We start from the raw sequence: 18,582 nt of genomic DNA, 5'->3' as shown, positions 1-18,582 counted from the left end.
TTCTTCCCTTTTCCTTCTTCCTTCTGCCTTCTTCCCCATGCGCTTCAAATCCCTTGATGTTTTTCGCGGAATTGCGATCGCCTCGATGATTCTAGTCAACAACCCCGGTAGTTGGGAACAAGTGTATCCACCGCTAGAGCACGCAGAATGGCACGGCTGCACCCCGACAGACTTAGTATTTCCGTTTTTCTTGTTCATCGTTGGCTGCGCGGTGTCTTTCTCGCTGCCTAAATATTTTCAAAATTATCCAAAAACCGGAATAGAAACCTCAAAAATTACACAAAAAAAGGAAAAATCTGAATCCGGCAAAAGCCATCTTCCTTCTTCCTCCTTCCTTCTTCCTTCTTCAAATATTTACTGGCGAATTGCGCGCCGCGCCGGGATTCTATTTATATTAGGATTGCTGCTAAATACATCTTCGATCACCCTTGACGTACTTCTCAACAGCGCCCCGGTCGAAAACTTCGGTAAAGTCCGCATCATGGGAGTATTGCAGCGCATCGGCTTAGCTTATTTCATCAGTGCGATCGCGATTCTCAACCTCTCTTCCCGCAATCAAAAACTGCTCGCTGTTGCCGTGCTTTTGGGCTATTGGGGCGCATTAACCGTATTTGCTGTAGGGGGGTACACTGCCGGCGAACTCACGCCAGAAGGAAATTTAGGAGGATATGTCGATCGGCTAATTCTCGGTAGCCAACACCTTTACAAAGGCGGCCCCTTCGACCCCGAAGGATTGTTGAGTACCTTACCCGCAGTAGTCACAGTCCTCACAGGCTACTTTACCGGAGAATGGCTGCGAGTACAGCAAATCAAAACCCGCACCAGTATCAACTTAGCAATCGGCGGCCTCAGTTGCGTGGTAATCGGCCACTTGTGGGGATTTTTCTTTCCGATCAACAAACAACTTTGGACAAGTTCTTATGTAGTTTTTACTGCTGGTTGGGCCTTGCTATTGCTAGCAGTTTGCTACGAAACAATTGAAGTGCGAGGTTGGAAATGGGGGAGGCCGTTTGAAATCATGGGAGTGAATGCAATTTTCCTGTTTGTTGCTTCCGGTATAGTTGCCAGAATTCTGTTAAAAACTCATATCGGTACTGGTGAAAATGCTCCAACAACTTACACTTGGATTTATGAAAACTGGTTTGTGCCGTGGGCGGGACCGCTGAATGGTTCTCTAGCATTTGCCGTGACAGCGGTATTATTTTGGTGGTTAATTTTGTATGGAATGTACCGCCGTGGTTGGGCGATTAAAATTTGAGTAGTCAGCAATAAGTAAGCCTGCCTAAAAAAATAAAATAACCCGATACCCCAGATACCAGACTTCTTCAAGAAGTCTGGTATCTAAGAGCTAGTCGGTCTTGACATCCAAAGCCTTTGGCTGTTAACGTTTGAACAAAGTGTTTCAATGTTGGAAGGGAGAGACCAATGAACGACTTCTTAGATAGCTTGATATGTAGGCAGACATTTGATACGCAAGCTCTGATGAAGTCTCACCAACCAAAATTTTACCACCCTAATAAGAAGCTCGTTTATGACATTTGTTGTCCACCTGGATGCACTCATCGGGGTCAATTAGTGTTTTCTCGATGGTATACAATGCCACTTCCCGAATATTTTTCTCCTCTCGAACATCAGACCGATCTTTCTGAGCGAAAGGGATATTTTGAGTACGAGCCATCCCAAGATAGCACTCAGATGGAGTGGTATCTCAATTTCGCTCATCACGATATTTTTTGTGCTTATGGTGGTTCGCTATTTGCCCAAGATGAAATGCAGGTAGCCGAACATCCATCACTCAGTTCACTGCGAGAAGCTTTACTAAACTCTAACATTAAGCCATTGACAGTTGAGAGCGAACAACCTACACCGATTCTGATTCGTGGGGTGGAACGGAGGTGTGCAATTTCTACCGATCGCAATCCAGAACAAGGGCGACCTTTTGGTCTTTACGGCAACAACTTTGGACGAGCTACATCAGATGCGATCGGACAAGCGACAAAACCTTTAAACCCGCCTACAATCACAAACATCATTGCGATTGAAGCTCCTTCCTATGGCGAGGGTTCTTATAGTATTGCACAAATTGAATACATCCTTAAAACAGCCTTTACTGCATTTTCAGCAGCACGAATTGAGTCACCACAGTTAGAGTCGGCTCAAACACCCAATTTGATTATTCATACAGGCTTCTGGGGATGTGGAGCTTACGGTGGTAATCGTGTATTGATGGCTCTTTTGCAACTGTTGTCGGCTCGTCTCAGTCAAGTGAATTGTCTAGTCTTTCATACGAGTGATGCTATGGGAAGCGAAAATCTGGCAACGGCTCAACAAATAGTTGATCGCGATTTAGTACCTGATAATTCACCCGTTAAAGTTTCAGCTTTGATAGAAAAGATTCATGCGATGGAATTCCAGTGGGGATTTAGCGATGGAAACTAACAGATCGTTCGAGCAAAGTGATACCTGGAGTGAAGAAGATTGTCTTGATGCCACAACCTTTTCTTTGCAATACGCAGCTACTATCGTTCATAGCGACCCCGACATTTTAGGGGGAACTCCTGTCTTTATCGGTACTCGCGTCCCGATGAAAATTCTGCTTGATTGTCTCGAACTTCGTGATTCGCCCTGCGGAGTTCCTCGACTATTTTCCTAGTGTCAGCCGCGATCGAGCGATTTCAGTTCTCCCAATGATACGATCGCCACATAACAACGTTTATTGATGTCCGCTTCCTCAACATTGATCGCCTGCAGGATCGGATTTCCGATCGCACCCCCGCCACAAATTCCCCCAATGACCGCCCCAACCCCTTCCAAGTAAAGGATTTTGCCGATTTCTCGATCGCACGCCACCGATCGCTAACTATAACTGAGCCCTAATCGCTAAAATTAAAAAAAGATACGTAATAGGCAGGCAGGCGTCAATGATCCCAACAGTTATAGAACAATCCGGTCGCGGCGAACGCGCCTTTGACATTTACTCGCGACTCCTGCGCGATCGTATCGTCTTCTTGGGCCAACAGGTTGACTCAGACTTGGCTAACCTGATCGTTGCCCAATTGCTATTTTTAGACGCCGAAGACCCGGAGAAAGATATTTACCTCTATATCAACTCCCCAGGGGGTTCGGTAACAGCAGGTATGGGCATCTTTGACACGATGAACCACATCCGCCCCGACATTTGCACTATTTGTCTCGGTTTGGCAGCCAGCATGGGCGCTTTTCTGTTGAGTGCCGGCGCTAAAGGCAAGCGGATGAGTTTGCCTCACTCCCGGATTATGATCCACCAACCTCTAGGCGGAGCTCAAGGACAAGCAACCGATATTGAAATTCAGGCCAAAGAGATTTTGTACCACAAACGTCGCCTGAACGAACATCTTGCCAACCATACCGGTCAGCCGCTTTCCCGCATTGAAGAAGATACCGAACGGGATTTCTTCATGTCGGCTGAAGAAGCAAAGGACTACGGATTAGTCGATCAAGTGATCGATCGCCGTCCTTCCGCCAGCCGCCCGATCGCCGCTGTGGTCTAAATAAAAAGTTAAAAATCAAAAATGAGGAAATATTCTTCATTTTTGATTTTTAATTTTTAACAGTCATATAGCAGTTTTCAGTGGAGTGAATTACAGATGCTGGGGCCCATGATACGGCATCATAGTTAAATCCTTACTGTTTTTCATACAATTGAAAACTGCTATATGTAGCTATTTTTTTTTAAAATCACACCTAGAAACCTACAGAATTACTAAGGCAAAGATTCGAGATATTGCAGGAAGTCGAGCAATTCTACTTGATTTAAGAAATGGCGCGCTTCTTTGCCATAACCTTGTTTGAGATAATCTTTTCCTTGGTTGGGAGTCCAGTTCAACCGCTTGATTTCCTCAGTAGTTCTGCTGTAGATTTCCAGATATTCTAGGAAATCTACCAACTGTTCAGTAGAAAGCTCTCTCTGAGACGACTTGCCGTAATTGTGTTCGAGACAGTCGCTTTCCTGTTTTTTCTTCCATTGCAGGCGTTTGAGGATGGCATCTATTTGGGCGATCGTATCAGAATTATCCTCGATCGCATCGCTCGGAATTCCTACTGCGATCGGTTGCAATTCTCTGACTTCGGCCGCACCCTGTAGCAGTTCACTTTGGCTAGCCGTCGGCACCTCCAGTTCCTGAAGTGGTTCGCCGTAGCTAGAAGAAAGCCAAGCGTCCGAGTCTAACTGCTTTGGTACAAACCCCGTAGCCTCGACGCGATCGACCGTTGGCGGCAGCGGTTCCGGTACAGGTGCGATCGGCTCTTCATTTAATTTAGCTTCAGTCTTGACAAAATTGCTTTGATGTGTTTCCGGCCATTTGTCAGCAACAGGCATTTCTAGAACCGGAAGAGGAACACTTGTCGGCCCAACAGGAACCGGAAAAGCCGCAGGAGGGGGAGGGGGAACAGCAGCAACCGGGGCAACAGCAGGAGGAGGGGGAACAGCAGCAACCGGGGCAACAGCAGGAGGAGGGGGAACAACAGCAACCGGAGCAACCGGAGCCGGATCAACACTTGCGATCGCACGATCGGGCCCAGCAACTCCAAGGACAGCGATCGCTCGCAACCGGGCGCGGTCTTCAGCATCCTCAACAGACTCAGCAGCCGACATAGCCGTAGCCAGAGTTTTGCCGTCAACCTGAACCAGACAGCGAACAACAAACTTACCGTGATGAACAGTCAGCAACTCACAAATTAACTGTCCAGCGGGATAAAGGGCGCGAAATTCAGCAAACATAATTTTTTGACCCCGAAACCAGAAGGGGCTTATGACTTAAGTGTAGTACAGCCCTGAGAAAACAATTTTCTGAAAGCACCTATTCAACATACAATAAATTAAAGGTGAGTCATCCGCGCAACCTTAAACGCCACTAAACCCCATGCCACATCCAGCGGTTTAAGCTAACAAGCATCGGGCGTCATTTCTACCTATAGGAGATGACACAGCAACTAAGCAAAAGTAGTAAAAGTCTCCGGTTTGCGTACCTGCACTTTCTACAGCACAGATTGCTCCCGGCCCGCTCGTTGCACCTCCGTCCGCAAGGACAGATCGCGTGCAAAAAACAGGGGCATCGCAGCGGCGAGCTACTAGCAATTTTGCCTTGATCCGGTAAGTTCTTTGCTAAAGCAAGAGGCAAGAGGCACTTCAAAAGGAAGAAGGAACAACGCAGAAGGAAACAAGGCAGAAGCGAGAAATGCACATTTTCTCCCTCTCCATCCCTCCATCGGCTCATCCTCGACTCAAGCCGTTGCTTTCAGTATCGAGCCATCTTTTAAGAACCGACAGAGGCTTTCTAATTCGCGAAGTGCTCGGTGCTGCTGACCTAAAAGCAAACAAACCAACGCTAAAAAATTGTATTGGGGAATAGCGTGCGGGACAGTTTTCTGCACCGTCAGCAGTCAGTTCAATACAGACAGCAGACAATTAGCACGAAGCCGGTGTCGGGAGAGAATCTCAAAAAAAACTCGCGATGAAACAAGGTGGCTGTGCTCGCGTCTCCACCTATCAACCCGCGCATTTGTTGGGAAGCAGGCACTGCGAGGGCCCGAGGGGGTGCGGCTGATTTCGCCAAAATTTAGACTAATTGCTGGAAACAAGAGGATCGATCGCTACATGGAATTTTCTATCGCTGCACTGCTGGCAAATTTTACAGAAGACAAATTAGTGGCTCCAAAAGCATTGGAGAAAAAACTCGACTGCAACGACGCCACCAGTCAACTCAAACTTCAAATCGCATTAGAAGCTCTAGAGAAAATTGGCATATTAGTCAAAGACAAAGGCCGCTATCGCCGAGTAGCTGAAGACGACGTAGTAGAAGCAAAACTGCGCTGTTCGAGCAAAGGATTTTGCTTTGCAATTCAAGACGCCGAAGGCTCAGAAGACGTTTATGTGCGGGAAAGTCACCTCTCGACAGCTTGGAATGGCGATCGAGTCTTAGTCAAAATCATCAAAGAAGGTAGCCGCCGCCGATCGCCCGAAGGCGAAGTCATGCTCATCCTCGAACGCGCCAACCCCTCGGTACTGGCGCGAGTCAAGCAAACCGCCACCCCCACTGGCCGCGTCAGCTACAGAGCAATCCCCCTGGACGATCGCCTGTTGTTTGAACTAGACTTGCTCGCAAACGGCACAAATCTCCAAGAGGCGATCGACCATCTAGTACACGTCGAAGTCAAACGCTACCCCCTCGGCACCCATCGGCCAGTCGGCAAAGTAGTACAGGTACTCGGTTCCGACGCCGAAGCCGCTGACGACCTCGACATCGTATGCTGCAAACACGACTTACCGCGATCGTTCCCCGCCGCCGTCATCAAAGCAGCGGAAAATTTGCCCAGCAAAGTCAAAAAAACCGACATCAAAAAACGCCTAGATTTGCGTAACATTCTGACTGTTAGCTTCAGCAAAAACGAACCGGCAACAACCAACAGCGAAAACAATGCTCCTCAAGCCCAGGAGGAAAATCTCTCCGAAGGAGGAGGCGAAAAGGAGTTTGACCCGACATCCTTCCTCTCCGATCCGCCAGTGGAACGCGCTTTGTCGATCGAAACCCTGAAGCCCGGCCGCTGGCAAATAGGAATCCACATCAGCGACGCCGCCGAGTACGTGCAGCCAGAAACCCCGATCGACCGCGAAGCCCGCAAGCGAGGCACCGCCGCCCATCTGGGAGAAAAAATCATCGCCGTACTGCCAGAAACCCTCAACGAGCGCTGCTCCCTGCTGCCAGACAGCGAACGGCTGGCCTTCAGCATACTGCTCACCCTCGACCAATCAGGAGAACTCCTAGAATACGAAATTCAAACCAGCGTCATTCAAATTGACTACCACCTTACCTACGAGCAAGCTCAAGCAATTCTCGAACCAGGCGATGCCGAAGAGCACCCTTTATCCTCCGCCCTCCGTCCTTTCCTCGATCAACTCGGTGCCGCCTCACAGGCAGCCAGACAGACAAGGCTCAAACGGGGAGCTTTTGAACTAAATTTGCCCGATGCTAACTCTCACTTCGACGACGAAGGCGAATTAGGAGCTTTTGCAGTCGCTCCCCCCCCCCAGTCGGCTGTCTCCGAGTTGGTCGTACTCGCCAACCAAGCTGTCGCCACCCACCTGCAAGCCTTGGGAGTCCCAGCAATTTACCGCGTCCAGCCGATGCCCGACCCGGCAGACATTCAAGAGTTCATCAAACTCTCCAACAACCTCGGAGGCGAACTGTATCTCGAAACCGAAGAAGAAGTTTTGCCCTTGGACTTTCAGCGATTTACCCAGCAGTTTGCGGGCCTGAAGTCCGAAAGAGTTCTCACCTACCTGCTTGAAGACACCATGAAGCCTGCTGTTTACAGCACAACTCCCAAGCCACACTTCGGTTTGGGGCTGTCAGAGGGTTACACGCGCTGCACTTCGCCGCTTTCGCGCTATGCCGATTTGCTGGTACTGCGGGTGTTGCAAGCGGTGTTCGAGCAAGGCCGCAGCAGCCGCACAACACGGGCTAAGGAAAAAGTTGACTTGCACCATTCTTCCTGTCACGGTCAAATTACTTGGAATGTTCTCCCCCCAGATTTGCACCACGAATTTGAGACAGAGTTTGCATCGGCCGTGGTACACCTGACGGAACGCGAAAGGGTTGCTGAGGATGCTGAAAGCGATTTGCAGGGATTGAAGAAAACGGGATTGATGAAAGAACGCACCGGCCAAACTTTCCAGGGTTTGATTACAGGTGTGCAGTCTTACGGTTTCTTTGTGGAAATAGAGGTGCGGCCGCCGGAGAGCGATATTCTGCGAGTTGAAGGACTGGTGCACGTTTCTTCGCTGAAGGATGACTGGTACGAATATCGATCGCGCCAGCAAACTCTGGTGGGTCGCAAAAACCGCAATCAATACCGTTTGGGCGATCGGGTGGAAGTCCAAGTCAAGAGTGTGGATTACTACCGCCAGCAAATTGATTTAGTTGCAGTTGGCGGCGGCAGTCAAGCTTTTGATGATGATGAATAATTTGTTGACTGTTGACTGTTGACTGTTGACTGTTAACTTTTCTAAATACTTAGTTGTCATTGTCTGGGAACTAAGTATTTAGAAGTGGGCGACAAACTATACTCACCACTCATCAAAAAAAAATCAATGACTCATATTAAATCCGATAGCATTGTCGGGCGTCAAATCCAGTAAAAACTCAACAATCACGGACGGTGTAACCGGAATTTATATAATTAATCTGTGTTAATCTGTGTTAATCTGCCTGTATCTGCGGTTAAAAAAAGAGAAGGTATTAACTTCAGATGACAAGGGATTGACGCTGATTTACGTAGAGGTAGAGAAGAGATATATCAATAATTCGATGCTAACCCATTTGATATAACAACTAATTACTAACAACAGTCAACCGTAAACTAACAAATAACTAATGACGAATAACTACCCCCTAATTGTAGGAGTTACCGGTGCATCGGGACTGATTTATGCGGTGCGAACTTTAAAATATTTGTTGGAGGCCGATCGCGCGATCGAACTGGTAGCATCGAAATCTACTTACATGGTTTGGCAAAGCGAACAGAACACCCGAATGCCCGCCGAACCGACGCTACAAGAGGAATTCTGGCGGGAACAAGCAGGAGTACCCACAATGGGTAAACTCCGATGCCATCCCTGGCAAGATGTCGGTGCTAATATTGCTAGTGGCTCCTTTCGTACCCAAGGGATGATGATTATTCCCTGTAGCATGAGTACACTAGGCAAGTTGGCGGCTGGCTTGAGTTCGGATTTGCTCGAAAGGGCGGCCGACGTTCAGCTCAAGGAAGGGCGAAAATTGGTACTCGTGCCTCGGGAAACGCCTTTTAGCTTGATTCACCTGCGGAATTTGACTACCTTGGCGGAAGCTGGAGCTAGAATTGTACCAGCGATTCCTGCTTGGTATCACAATCCGCAAACTATTGAAGATTTGGTAGACTTTGTGGTAGCTCGCGCTTTAGACCAGTTGGGGATTGATTGCGTTCCTCTCAAACGCTGGAAAGAAGAAGAAGGGAGTTAGTTGACAGTTGACAGTTGACAGTTTGTTATTTGTTATTGATGATTTGTTAGTTTTAATTAGCAATTACCAATTACCAATTACCAATTACCAATATTTTTAATATGCGACCTGTATTTTTGCTAGTAATTGTGGTGGGGCTAACTATTTTTGCCCTGCAAAATGTGGAGCCGGCCTTATCGCTGGTGTTTTTGGGAGTTCGATCGCCTGCTTTGCCTTTATCTATCTGGATTCTGCTGAGTATGGCGGTGGGAGCTATCACGTCTTTATTGATTTCTGGTTTGCTCGCTTTTTCAAATTATCTATCTCCAAGGCGAGACCGCACCAGCCGCGACAGTCGCAGCCGTCCCGATACTTTCCCAGAGGACATGAGAACGCCTTACACGCCGCCTCCCCCTCCTAGAAAGCTGGAAATTGACCCGGATCTGAATAGGGAAAACAGCCAAACTCAGGCTGCTGCTTCCTACCGAACTGAGGGCGGTACGCCGGCCGGTTACAGTTCCCGGACTTTCCTGCAAGAAACTCCGAACCCGGATGGGGCGAAGAATTACGCTCAACCGGGGACTTATGCAGCGGCAGACGATGAGGACGATTGGGTCTCAGATGGCTCAAAATCCGGCTCTCAAGGGGGCGATGACGATTGGGGGGACGATCGCGATTTTTCCGATCAACCGCAGGTAAATGATGTTCCAGCGGCAAATCCAAGGGCTTACGAAGCTCAGCAGGAACCGAAAAGCAAGTCTTGGGCTGGCTCAGTCTATTCTTACGGCTATCGAGATCCGAGCCAGTCTGGGGTGGGGCAAACTGAGGCTGTATACGATGCGGAGTATCGAGTGCTGATTCCTCCGGGAGGCGAGATTCCTAAACCCGCTGAGGAAGCACCAATAAATCCTCTGGCAGAAGCAGAGGATGATTGGGGATTGGATGAGGGTGATGAGTTTGATGACGAGGATAGCCCCAGTGGCGGCTCGATTAACCTGAAAAAATAGAAAAATATCGGAGGATTTGGCAGTGGATGGGTTGAGGGGAGTAAATATCTATCTTGTCGGGATGATGGGTGCGGGAAAAACAACGGTGGGGCGGATTTTGGCAAGAAAATTAAAATACCGTTTTTTTGATACTGATGAACTAATTGTTCGAGTTGCTAATCAGTCAATTGCTGAGATTTTCGATCGAGAAGGGGAAGAGGCTTTTCGGGAACTAGAAACTAAAGTCCTCGGTGAGTTGTCTGCGTATCAAAATTCGGTCGTGGCTACGGGCGGCGGCATTGTGACGCGATCGAGAAATTGGGGTTACTTGCACTATGGTGTAGTGGTTTGGCTGGATGTGCCTGTAGATCAACTGTACGATCGACTGCGTTCGGACACCGCTCGACCCCTACTGCAGGAGGGCGAGATCAAATCTAAGCTGCAAAGCCTTTTTAAAGAGCGAGAGCGTTTCTACACTCAAGCAGATGTCCGAGTCTATGCTGGTGTGGGTGAAAGGCCTGAAACAGTGGCGAATAGGGCGATCGAGGAAATCCAAAAAGTTATCAAACCAGAAACCGGGCCTGATCTCAATTGATACATTCAGAAACCGAGTTTCTCAGACAATAACAGGTTTGTGAGGACTTTTGATACCAGTTCAAAAAAATAATGCAACCCTACGCAAACTCTAAACCACAAGCTTCATGACTCATTCCCAAAATCTAAAATCTAAAATCTAAAATCTAAAATGGTATGACTTGGGTGAAAATACTGGTTTTTGTCTGAGTGTGTCCGTTTAACCACCCCATATTTTGCAATCTACCGGGTTTGACTGGATGTGATGCGTAACTTTTATCAGTATGAGGATGTGGTGAGGCGGAGATTTTATACAAAAACTAATGGCAGACTCATCTGATTCGTTAAAGCCGGCTATTGAGTTATCCCTAAAAATAAAATGGCCCCACCGCTGAAGGGCTGTAGGGCGCAAGGACAGTTAAACGCTAATTTGATTGTCGGGAAATTTAGCATCAATGATACTCTGCTATGTGACGATTTTACGATCGTCCATTCACTCATCAACTCTCCCGTATCAAAAAATGTAACCTAGCACTGATCGAATTCAACCTGTCCTATTCTAAAAACAATACCTCATGCATTCTGACTAGCAGCTCCCGAAAGCTGCTTTTTTATTGCCATAAGTTTTTGACTGCGGGACTTCCGGGATCTTGGCAATAACATTTTGAGCACAAGTCGGCTACACTTCAATACAACCCTAGGGGTTTTCAGTTCCACTCCCGGTTTGTCGGTAATTAGTAATTGGTAATTAGTAATTGGGAATTAGTAACCCCCAACGGGGAATCGGCAATTGAGATGCTGTACCTCACCAGGGTTGAAAACTGCTATGATTACGGCGCGGAACGGGGAATTAATCCGGGTGGGGGATTGAAAAAAAATAAGCTGTATTTATTGATGGGCGATCTGATAGTTGTCGGTTACATATCAGTTGCGAGTTATAGAATTTGGTTGGGTGAATTTCCCGTTCTCAATTAAGAGAATACGAGCCTGCCTGTTTTTAACCAAAACTCGATCGCTCCACCCAGCCCCACGCCTGTTAAAGAAATGGTAGCTAATACCGCAAAAGCCCGCCAATTCTTCCAACCAGACATTTGAATATCGAGTCTTGCCAAAGCTCCGGCTGAAATCAAGAGTAAACAAGTAGCAAAAAGGTGCATCCAGGCAAAAACTACCACTGCCACAAAAGCTCCTACAATAATAGAAAGAAAAGCACCAATATCACTCGAAAACCACCGAAAAATTAAGGCTTTTATGTCTCTCAGCGGGAACGACAAGGCGGTGGCCAACACTAGAATTGAAGCTATGGCTAGAAACCAAGTCAGGTGCGGGGGAACATCAAACTCCGATAATTTCCAGCCAAAAGTGAAATAAGTAACAAAAAGTAGAGTTAGGGAAACCCAAGAGTTTTTTTTCATCCAATGGCACAATTAGGAGAACCAGGGAAAAAAGATGATGCTTCCGATGAGTGTGTACAGTTTCTAGAGGTTAGTAGAAATAGCTTGCACCGGACAAGTAGGGATGCACTGCTCGCAAACGATACACCGCGATCGAGCAAAACTTAGTTTAAAGCTTTCTGGGTCAAGGGTCAAGGCTTCCGTCGGGCAAACTCCCGTACACAAACCGCAGTGAACGCAGATATCTTCGTCTATGAGTATTTCCCGACTGGCTAGGGAAACGCCGATATTTTGCGATCGCATCCAGTCGATCGCCGCTTCTAGTTGGTCGATGTCCCCTGATAACTCTAGCACCAGTTTGCCCACTTGATTCGGAGCTACCTGAGCACGGATAATGTTGGCTGCAACATTAAAATCCTTTGCCAGTCGATAGGTGACAGGCATTTGGATCGATCGTTGGGGAAACGTCAGTGTTACCCGTTTTTTCACCCTGCAAGTCCTCGGTAATTTACAAACAATCTTTGTTATCTTCTGTTTTAGCGCACTTAATCTAATTACTGCCCTTAGCACAAATTTTTATGAAATGGGTCTGATTACCTCAAAATGTGCTATAATCTGAATCTATTATTTAAAATAAAAACATAGAAATCAAAGCGCAATTTATTTTATGACCCATAATTCGCCCAAGCCAACGGTCGCCCCCGTCGCCAAAAATCCCGAAACAAAATTCGCCACGCGCATCAGAAACTTATTGATCGTGTTAACAGCGATCGCCCTTTCAATATCCATCTTCTTCGGGCTGCAAACCCAAACGCCGTCAAGCAGTCTCACCGACATGGCAAAAGCTTCAACGCCATTAGAAACAGCTTTGGTAAATGGGAAACCGACACTCATGGAATTTTATGCTAATTGGTGCGGTAGCTGTCAGGCAATGGCTAACGATTTGAGCGAAATTAAACAGAAATACGCCGAACCGCTAAATTTTGTGATGCTGAATGTAGACAATGACAAATGGCTGCCAGAAATCACCAAATATCGAGTAGACGGCATTCCGCACTTTGTCTACTTGAACGATAAAGGCAGCGCCGTTGCTGAAACGATGGGCGAAATGCCGCGCAGTATTATGGAAGCTAACTTAGAAGCTTTAATTGCAGGAAAACCTCTGCCACACGCCCAAGCTGGCGGTCAAGTTTCTAATTTTACTCCCCCCACAGGGCCTGTGAAAACAAGTAGCTCCGACCCCCGCGTCCACGGCTCTCAAGTACAGTAAAAGAAGCAAGTTCGGCAACGGATTCGCTCCACGAATGTAACGGATGTAACGGATGTCAGTTCGATGGAAGTCGGAAGAAGGAAGAAGCAAGAGAGAAAAGGGAAGAATACTTTAGGAACAGGCAAGATGCCTGTTCCACAAGAAAGTTTATTTGTTGTGGAACAGGCAAGATGCCTGTTCCTGATGGCGATAACTTATAGAGATTCAAAATTCCCTCGCAATTTCTGCCAATCTGTATTTTGGGCGATCAACTACCTCTAAAGGAATATTCAAAAAAACATTTTTGACAATTTATTAAAATTTATTATACTACTTGTCAGGTGCAGAGCGTAAATATTCTCTCACTGCCTATACAAAATAAAGCCTGAGCGAAAACAATTTGGTCGCCAGCCCCGCGATTCATTCCTTTGCAGGCTGGCTGACTGGGTAAACTTTTCAATTCAAAAATCTAAAATCTAAAATCAAATGACCCCCGACAAACCCGGATTCAGCATTAGCGCGACCGCCATCCGTCGCCATATTGGCACCCTCATGCTGACACTTGCTATTATAATCGTGGGCTTTTTCTACATCACCCAACTGCCCGTTGACTTGCTACCATCCATCACCTATCCCCGCATCGGCGTGCGCTTAAACGCCCCCGGAGTCTCCCCAGAAGTAGCAATAGACGAAGTTACCCGCCCCCTCGAACAAGGACTTTCCGCCACTGAAGGCGTCATGCAAGTTTTCTCGCGGACTCGCGAAGGACAAGTCAGCGTCGATTTATTCTTCAAACCCGGGGGCAACATCGACCAGGCCCTCAACGACGCCACCGCCGCTGTCAACCGCATCCGCAACCGACTTCCCGATACAGTTGAATCGCCCACTCTCTTCAAAGTTGACCCTTCCCAGCAGCCGATTTACGAATTTGCCCTCACTTCCAACTCCTTGCAAGGAGTTGATTTGCGCGTATTTGCCGACGAAGAATTATCCAGAGAATTAAACGTAATTCCAGGAATAGCAGCAGTTGACGTTGCCGGTGGCGTGCAAGAAGAAATTCAAGTAAATATTGACTTAAATCGCTTGCAATCTTTAGGCGTTAGTATTTCCGAGGTTTTATCCGCCCTCGAATCCCGCAACCTCGACACTTCCGGCGGGCGACTGCGGCAGGAAGCAGCCGAACCCTTAACCCGTACCGTCGGGCGATTTAAGAACGCCAAAGAAATTCAGGCAATTTCTTTTCAAGCATCGGGTTCCAATCCGCCAAAACGAGTGTTTTTGCGCGATTTTGCTCAGGTAATTGACGGTACAGAAGAAGAGCGAGTTAAAGTATTTCTAAATCAGAAAGCAGCCGTAAAAATTAGCATTCAAAAGCAGCCGGACGCCAATACAATCTCAGTTGTAGACGGCATCAAAAAGCGGCTAGAAGAATTAAAAGCATCCGGGGCAATTCCCGAAGGCACGACTATCGTCAATACCTTCGACGAGTCTAAGTTCATCCGCGATTCTATTAGCAACGTCCTATTTTCTGGTTTAACCGGGGCTGTTTTAGCGGGGGCAGCAGTTTTGCTGTTCCTCGCTTCCCTGCGCCAAACTTTGATTATTGTCCTGGCAATTCCCCTCGCAACTTTAATGGCGATTATTCTGATGGGAGTTTTTGGCCTATCTCTGAACGTTTTCAGTTTGGGCGGTTTGGCGCTGGGTGTGGGAATTGTGGTCGATAACTCGATCGTGATGCTGGAGAATATTGTCGAAGGAACCAGCAATAAAAAAAGTGCCAACGGTCAGCGCTTCAGTAACAAGCAGTTGATGCAGCAAGCAGAAAAAAGCAGCCAAGAATTAGAATCAGCTTTATTTGCTTCCACCATCACTAACTTAGTTGCCGTACTACCATTTTTGCTAATAGGCGGCTTAGTTTCCTTACTTTTCAACGAATTAATCCTCACGATCAGCTTTTCCGTCGCCGCCTCTCTGATTGTCGGATTGACAGTGGTACCGATGATGGCTTCTCGACTGCTAGCGCTGCGGGTATCCAGCGGTTTGAGCAACTTTTGGCCGCTGCGCGCATTCGATCGAGCTTTTACCAATGCTACCGCCGGTTACGGTAAATTTTTATCGGGCATAGTGCGGTGGCGGTTGATTATCATTGCAGTAGCGATTATTGGATTGGGCGGTGGCAGTTGGCTGATGGCTGGCAAAATCCCCCAGGAAATATTGCCGAGAATTAATACTGGTCAAGCGAGATTGTTCGCTTTGTTTCCTGCAGGCACAAATTTGGCAACCAACCAAAGAATCATGGCCGAAGCTGATAAAATTATCCTCAGCCAACCAGAAACTCAATACACTTTGACGACAGTGGGCGGGCTGTTGTTCGGCAACAATACGGTTGAGAATGTGCTGCGCGGCGGCTGCAATATTACACTGAAACCTGGCACCAATACATTAAATTTTGTGCAGCGAGTTACGCAAGAATTGAATAAAAAAATTGATTTGCCCAAAAATACTCGTTTGCGTCTGAATCCAGAAAATGTGCGGGGTTTGGTTTTAACTAATTCGCCTGTGCGCGGCGCTGAAATTGATGTCCTGCTTCAGGGCGAAAACGAACAAATATTGCAGCAAGCAGGCCGCGAGATATTGGCAACTTTGGATCAGAAGGTAAATTTAGCTACTTTTCGCCCGGATGCAGACCCGCAGCAGCCGGAAGTGCAGATTCGCCCCAACTGGGAACAAGCGGAAATCTATGGGTTGAATGCGAGGCAAATTGGAGAGGCGATTCAGACAGCAATTCAAGGTTCTGTTCCTACGCAATTGCAGCGGGGAAACCGTTTGGTTGATGTGCGGGTACAGTTCGATCGCGCTTCGGTTCAATCGATTTCCGCACTAAAATTTATCCCTTTAACTGCTAGGGATAACAGCATTATTCGCTTGAGCGATGTGGCGAATATTGAACTGGGAAAAGCGCCTGGGGAAATTCAAAGGCTTAACCAGCGCCAAGTTTTCATGATTGCTGGGAATATTAATAAGGGCGCGAGTTTGGGCGATGCTTTGAAACAAGTGGATGCAGTTTTGTCGGAAATCAAATTGCCACCAGGAGTGCGAGTGATACCTAGTTCGGCGGCGGAAACTAACCGGGAATTGCAAAGTTCGCTGATTGTTTTGGGTTCTTTGGCGGCGTTTTTGGTATTTGTGGTGATGGCGGTGCAGTACAATTCGCTTGTCGATCCGCTGGTGATTATGTTAACGGTGCCGCTGGCTTTGGCTGGGGGGATTTTTGGGCTGTATGCGACTAAAACTGCGATCGGCGCAACGGTGATTGTGGGGGCGATTTTGCTGGTGGGAATTGTGGTAAATAATGCGATTATTATGGTGGAGTTGGCGAACCAAATTCTGGAAGATGAAAAGGTCGATCGCACCACAGCAATTCTCAGGGCGGCACCTCAGCGATTGCGTCCGATTTTGATGACAACTATTACCACAGTTTTAGGTTTATTCCCCCTAGCTTTGGGCATTGGAGACGGTTCGGAATTCTTGCAACCTTTGGGTGTGGTGGTGTTTTCCGGTTTGTCGCTGGCGACGCTGCTGACGCTGTTTATTATTCCGTGTTTTTACATTTTGCTGCACGATTTCTTCGGGATGTTTGCAGGGAATAAGAAACCGCAGGCGGTGGCTATTCCCTTGCAGAAGGCGGGGAGAAAGACTACGAATTTGTAAAATCCTGATCTCTTGCACCATTTTTAAGAACAGGCAAGATGCCTGTGCCACAAAGAATGAGTTTTCTTGTGGGGTGGGCATCCTGCCCGCCCATAAAGGGCTGATTGAAAAGGGTGCAAGATTTGACTTTTAGCCGACTGTACAAAATATGAGCGATAACAGGCAGGATGCCTGTTCCACACAGCAACGGAAAGTGCGATCGATTTTAGTCCTCTTGGAGAGGACTTTTGCTATGAGGCAGGGGTTTTCAACCCCTGTCGGACTGCAGAGTTCACAAACAATACCGATACTGCATTTAATCTTCTGTTGAGACACCTAGAATTAGTCAGTAAGGTGTGTTTGACAGCAGAAACTTTTTTTACTACAGTAAATACTACATAACAAACTGGCCAAACCGACTTAAACAAAAATGCCCTACGAAAAATTAGACATATCAGCCCCAAAACCAGTATTATCTTGGGCGAATCACGCCCTAGGTGAAAAAGAAACTAAGATGACCGCAAACGTAGCATCCTTGCCCTTTGTATTCAAACACGTCGCACTAATGCCCGACGTACATTTAGGAAAAGGCGCTTTAGTCGGTTCAGTAATTGCCACAAAAGAAGCGATTATTCCGGCTGCTGTCGGAGTTGATATTGGTTGCGGGATGGCTGCCATTAAAATGCCATTCAAGGCTCACAAATTAGAAGGTAAACTCAAACAAATTCGCCTCGATATCGAAGCCGCCATTCCCGTGGGATTTGCGGAAAATAAAGAAGTAGAAAAAACAGTCACTAACTGGCAAAAATGGGGCGAATTTAAAGAACTTCATCAAGGCGTGCAGCACCAAGACAATAAAGCCTTAAAACAAATGGGTTCCCTCGGCGGCGGCAATCATTTTATTGAGGTTTGCGTTGATACTGAAAACTTTGTTTGGCTGATGCTGCATTCCGGTTCTCGCGGCATTGGAAATTTGCTCGCACAGCAGCATATCGAGACTGCTAAAGATTTAGCTAAACTGGCAGAAATTAATCTGGCTGACAAAGATTTGGCTTATTTTGTAGCGGGCACGCCGGAGTTTGCGGCTTACTGGCACGATTTGCAATGGGCGCAAGATTATGCTCGTTTTAATCGCGATGTAATGATGAATCGGTTTAAGCGAATTGTGGAAAAGCACGTCGCGGGAGGCAAATCTGTTAAGCCGTTATTAGAGGTGAATTGCCACCACAATTACGCGGAAAAAGAGGTGCATTTTGGCGAAGATGTGTATGTGACTCGCAAGGGTGCTGTACGCGCGGATGTAGAGGATTACGGGATTATTCCGGGTTCGATGGGGGCGAAATCTTTCATTGTTAAAGGGAAGGGAAATGCTGAAAGTTACTGTAGTTGCAGTCACGGTGCGGGGCGCTTGATGTCTCGCACTCAAGCGAAGAATGTATTCACTCTCGATGATTTGGTGCGGCAGACTGAGGGGGTTGAGTGCCGGAAAGATGAGCAATTTTTAGATGAAATTCCAGGGGCTTATAAGCCGATTGATGAGGTGATGAGTCAGCAGTCGGATTTGGTGGAAGTTGTGACGACTTTGAAGCAGGTGGTTTGTGTCAAGGGTTGACAGAAACTGGTTTATTTGTACTTCACTTACCTGGAAAGTGCTTTATGGGAAGAAGGGGGAAATT

16 protein-coding genes are annotated in these 18,582 nt (G+C 47.2%); 12 read left to right on the top strand and 4 right to left on the bottom strand.

The window, feature by feature from the left end; translation table 11 throughout:
• Positions 1-37 precede the first annotated feature (37 nt).
• The 3 genes from QUA24_RS09875 to QUA24_RS09865 all read left to right on the top strand — a co-directional run bounded on the left by QUA24_RS09875 (position 38) and on the right by QUA24_RS09865 (position 2,653).
• Complete coding sequence (locus QUA24_RS09875; RefSeq protein WP_333229225.1) at positions 38-1,258, top strand: heparan-alpha-glucosaminide N-acetyltransferase domain-containing protein; 1,221 nt, start codon at positions 38-40, stop codon at positions 1,256-1,258.
• Between the two features lie 338 nt (positions 1,259-1,596).
• Positions 1,597-2,439, top strand: a complete 843-nt coding sequence (locus QUA24_RS09870) for a hypothetical protein (protein ID WP_333229223.1) — start codon at positions 1,597-1,599, stop codon at positions 2,437-2,439.
• Positions 2,429-2,653 (top strand): DUF433 domain-containing protein, encoded by a 225-nt coding sequence (locus tag QUA24_RS09865; protein ID WP_333229221.1) that lies wholly within the window; start codon positions 2,429-2,431, stop codon positions 2,651-2,653. Before QUA24_RS09870 ends, QUA24_RS09865 begins: the two co-directional genes overlap by 11 nt.
• A gap of 2 nt (positions 2,654-2,655) precedes the next feature.
• Here the strand turns inward: QUA24_RS09865 and QUA24_RS09860 are convergent, their stop codons facing one another.
• Positions 2,656-2,850, bottom strand: a complete 195-nt coding sequence (locus tag QUA24_RS09860; RefSeq protein ID WP_333229219.1) for a hypothetical protein — start codon at positions 2,848-2,850, stop codon at positions 2,656-2,658.
• Between the two features lie 71 nt (positions 2,851-2,921).
• On the opposite strand from QUA24_RS09860, the gene clpP reads away from it, so the two are divergent.
• A complete protein-coding gene (clpP, locus tag QUA24_RS09855) occupies positions 2,922-3,530 on the top strand; it encodes an ATP-dependent Clp endopeptidase proteolytic subunit ClpP (RefSeq protein ID WP_006635758.1) in 609 nt (202 codons plus the stop codon).
• Between the two features lie 212 nt (positions 3,531-3,742).
• On the opposite strand, the gene QUA24_RS09850 is transcribed toward clpP, so the two are convergent.
• Entirely contained in the window at positions 3,743-4,759 is a 1,017-nt protein-coding gene (locus tag QUA24_RS09850; RefSeq protein WP_333229217.1) for a hypothetical protein, read from the bottom strand.
• A gap of 876 nt (positions 4,760-5,635) precedes the next feature.
• On the opposite strand from QUA24_RS09850, the gene QUA24_RS09845 reads away from it, so the two are divergent.
• From QUA24_RS09845 to QUA24_RS09825, 5 genes are all read left to right on the top strand, one after another.
• On the top strand, positions 5,636-8,002 hold the full coding sequence (locus QUA24_RS09845; protein WP_333229215.1) for a ribonuclease R family protein: 2,367 nt from the start codon (positions 5,636-5,638) through the stop codon (positions 8,000-8,002).
• Positions 8,003-8,411: 409 nt separating this feature from the next.
• Complete coding sequence (locus QUA24_RS09840) at positions 8,412-9,035, top strand: flavin prenyltransferase UbiX (protein WP_333167368.1); 624 nt, start codon at positions 8,412-8,414, stop codon at positions 9,033-9,035.
• A 101-nt stretch (positions 9,036-9,136) separates the two neighbouring features.
• The gene (locus QUA24_RS09835) at positions 9,137-10,021 is read left to right on the top strand and encodes a LapA family protein (protein ID WP_333229213.1); all 885 of its coding nucleotides are present in this window, start codon (positions 9,137-9,139) and stop codon (positions 10,019-10,021) included.
• Positions 10,022-10,043: 22 nt separating this feature from the next.
• Positions 10,044-10,595, top strand: a complete 552-nt coding sequence (locus QUA24_RS09830) for a shikimate kinase (RefSeq protein ID WP_333229211.1) — start codon at positions 10,044-10,046, stop codon at positions 10,593-10,595.
• A 719-nt stretch (positions 10,596-11,314) separates the two neighbouring features.
• Entirely contained in the window at positions 11,315-11,548 is a 234-nt protein-coding gene (locus QUA24_RS09825; RefSeq protein ID WP_333229209.1) for a hypothetical protein, read from the top strand.
• Here QUA24_RS09825 and QUA24_RS09820 read toward each other — a convergent pair.
• Together QUA24_RS09820 and QUA24_RS09815 are read right to left on the bottom strand one after the other, a co-directional pair.
• A complete protein-coding gene (locus QUA24_RS09820) occupies positions 11,545-11,988 on the bottom strand; it encodes a hypothetical protein (RefSeq protein ID WP_333229207.1) in 444 nt (147 codons plus the stop codon). The genes QUA24_RS09825 and QUA24_RS09820 overlap by 4 nt on opposite strands.
• Positions 11,989-12,051: 63 nt before the next feature.
• Positions 12,052-12,456 (bottom strand): NIL domain-containing protein, encoded by a 405-nt coding sequence (locus tag QUA24_RS09815; protein ID WP_006635751.1) that lies wholly within the window; start codon positions 12,454-12,456, stop codon positions 12,052-12,054.
• Between the two features lie 178 nt (positions 12,457-12,634).
• Here QUA24_RS09815 and QUA24_RS09810 point away from each other — a divergent pair, with 178 nt between their 5' ends.
• The 3 genes from QUA24_RS09810 to QUA24_RS09800 all read left to right on the top strand — a co-directional run bounded on the left by QUA24_RS09810 (position 12,635) and on the right by QUA24_RS09800 (position 18,518).
• Entirely contained in the window at positions 12,635-13,237 is a 603-nt protein-coding gene (locus QUA24_RS09810; protein WP_333229205.1) for a thioredoxin family protein, read from the top strand.
• Positions 13,238-13,702: 465 nt separating this feature from the next.
• Positions 13,703-16,927, top strand: a complete 3,225-nt coding sequence (locus QUA24_RS09805; protein ID WP_333229203.1) for an efflux RND transporter permease subunit — start codon at positions 13,703-13,705, stop codon at positions 16,925-16,927.
• A 493-nt stretch (positions 16,928-17,420) separates the two neighbouring features.
• The gene (locus tag QUA24_RS09800; RefSeq protein WP_445242594.1) at positions 17,421-18,518 is read left to right on the top strand and encodes an RtcB family protein; all 1,098 of its coding nucleotides are present in this window, start codon (positions 17,421-17,423) and stop codon (positions 18,516-18,518) included.
• The last annotated feature ends 64 nt before the right edge of the window (positions 18,519-18,582 follow it).

Origin of the sequence: Microcoleus sp. Pol12B5, from assembly GCF_036701335.1 — a bacterium.
Lineage (GTDB): Bacteria > Cyanobacteriota > Cyanobacteriia > Cyanobacteriales > Microcoleaceae > Microcoleus.
Note: the sequence above shows the minus strand (reverse complement) of the source record. Positions and strands in the feature narration are given on the sequence as shown.

What these genes read in the sequence shown, in the direction of transcription:
- QUA24_RS09865 (WP_333229221.1), top strand. Translation starts at nt 2,429, where the DNA reads ATGGAAACTAACAGATCGTTCGAGCAAAGTGATACCTGGAGTGAAGAA.
- QUA24_RS09800 (WP_445242594.1), top strand. Translation starts at nt 17,421, where the DNA reads ATGACCGCAAACGTAGCATCCTTGCCCTTTGTATTCAAACACGTCGCA.
- QUA24_RS09870 (WP_333229223.1), top strand. Translation starts at nt 1,597, where the DNA reads ATGCCACTTCCCGAATATTTTTCTCCTCTCGAACATCAGACCGATCTT.
- QUA24_RS09840 (WP_333167368.1), top strand. Translation starts at nt 8,412, where the DNA reads ATGACGAATAACTACCCCCTAATTGTAGGAGTTACCGGTGCATCGGGA.
- QUA24_RS09805 (WP_333229203.1), top strand. Translation starts at nt 13,703, where the DNA reads ATGACCCCCGACAAACCCGGATTCAGCATTAGCGCGACCGCCATCCGT.
- QUA24_RS09810 (WP_333229205.1), top strand. Translation starts at nt 12,635, where the DNA reads ATGACCCATAATTCGCCCAAGCCAACGGTCGCCCCCGTCGCCAAAAAT.
- QUA24_RS09850 (WP_333229217.1), bottom strand. Translation starts at nt 4,759, where the DNA reads ATGTTTGCTGAATTTCGCGCCCTTTATCCCGCTGGACAGTTAATTTGT.
- QUA24_RS09845 (WP_333229215.1), top strand. Translation starts at nt 5,636, where the DNA reads ATGGAATTTTCTATCGCTGCACTGCTGGCAAATTTTACAGAAGACAAA.
- QUA24_RS09835 (WP_333229213.1), top strand. Translation starts at nt 9,137, where the DNA reads ATGCGACCTGTATTTTTGCTAGTAATTGTGGTGGGGCTAACTATTTTT.
- clpP (WP_006635758.1), top strand. Translation starts at nt 2,922, where the DNA reads ATGATCCCAACAGTTATAGAACAATCCGGTCGCGGCGAACGCGCCTTT.
- QUA24_RS09820 (WP_333229207.1), bottom strand. Translation starts at nt 11,988, where the DNA reads ATGAAAAAAAACTCTTGGGTTTCCCTAACTCTACTTTTTGTTACTTAT.
- QUA24_RS09875 (WP_333229225.1), top strand. Translation starts at nt 38, where the DNA reads ATGCGCTTCAAATCCCTTGATGTTTTTCGCGGAATTGCGATCGCCTCG.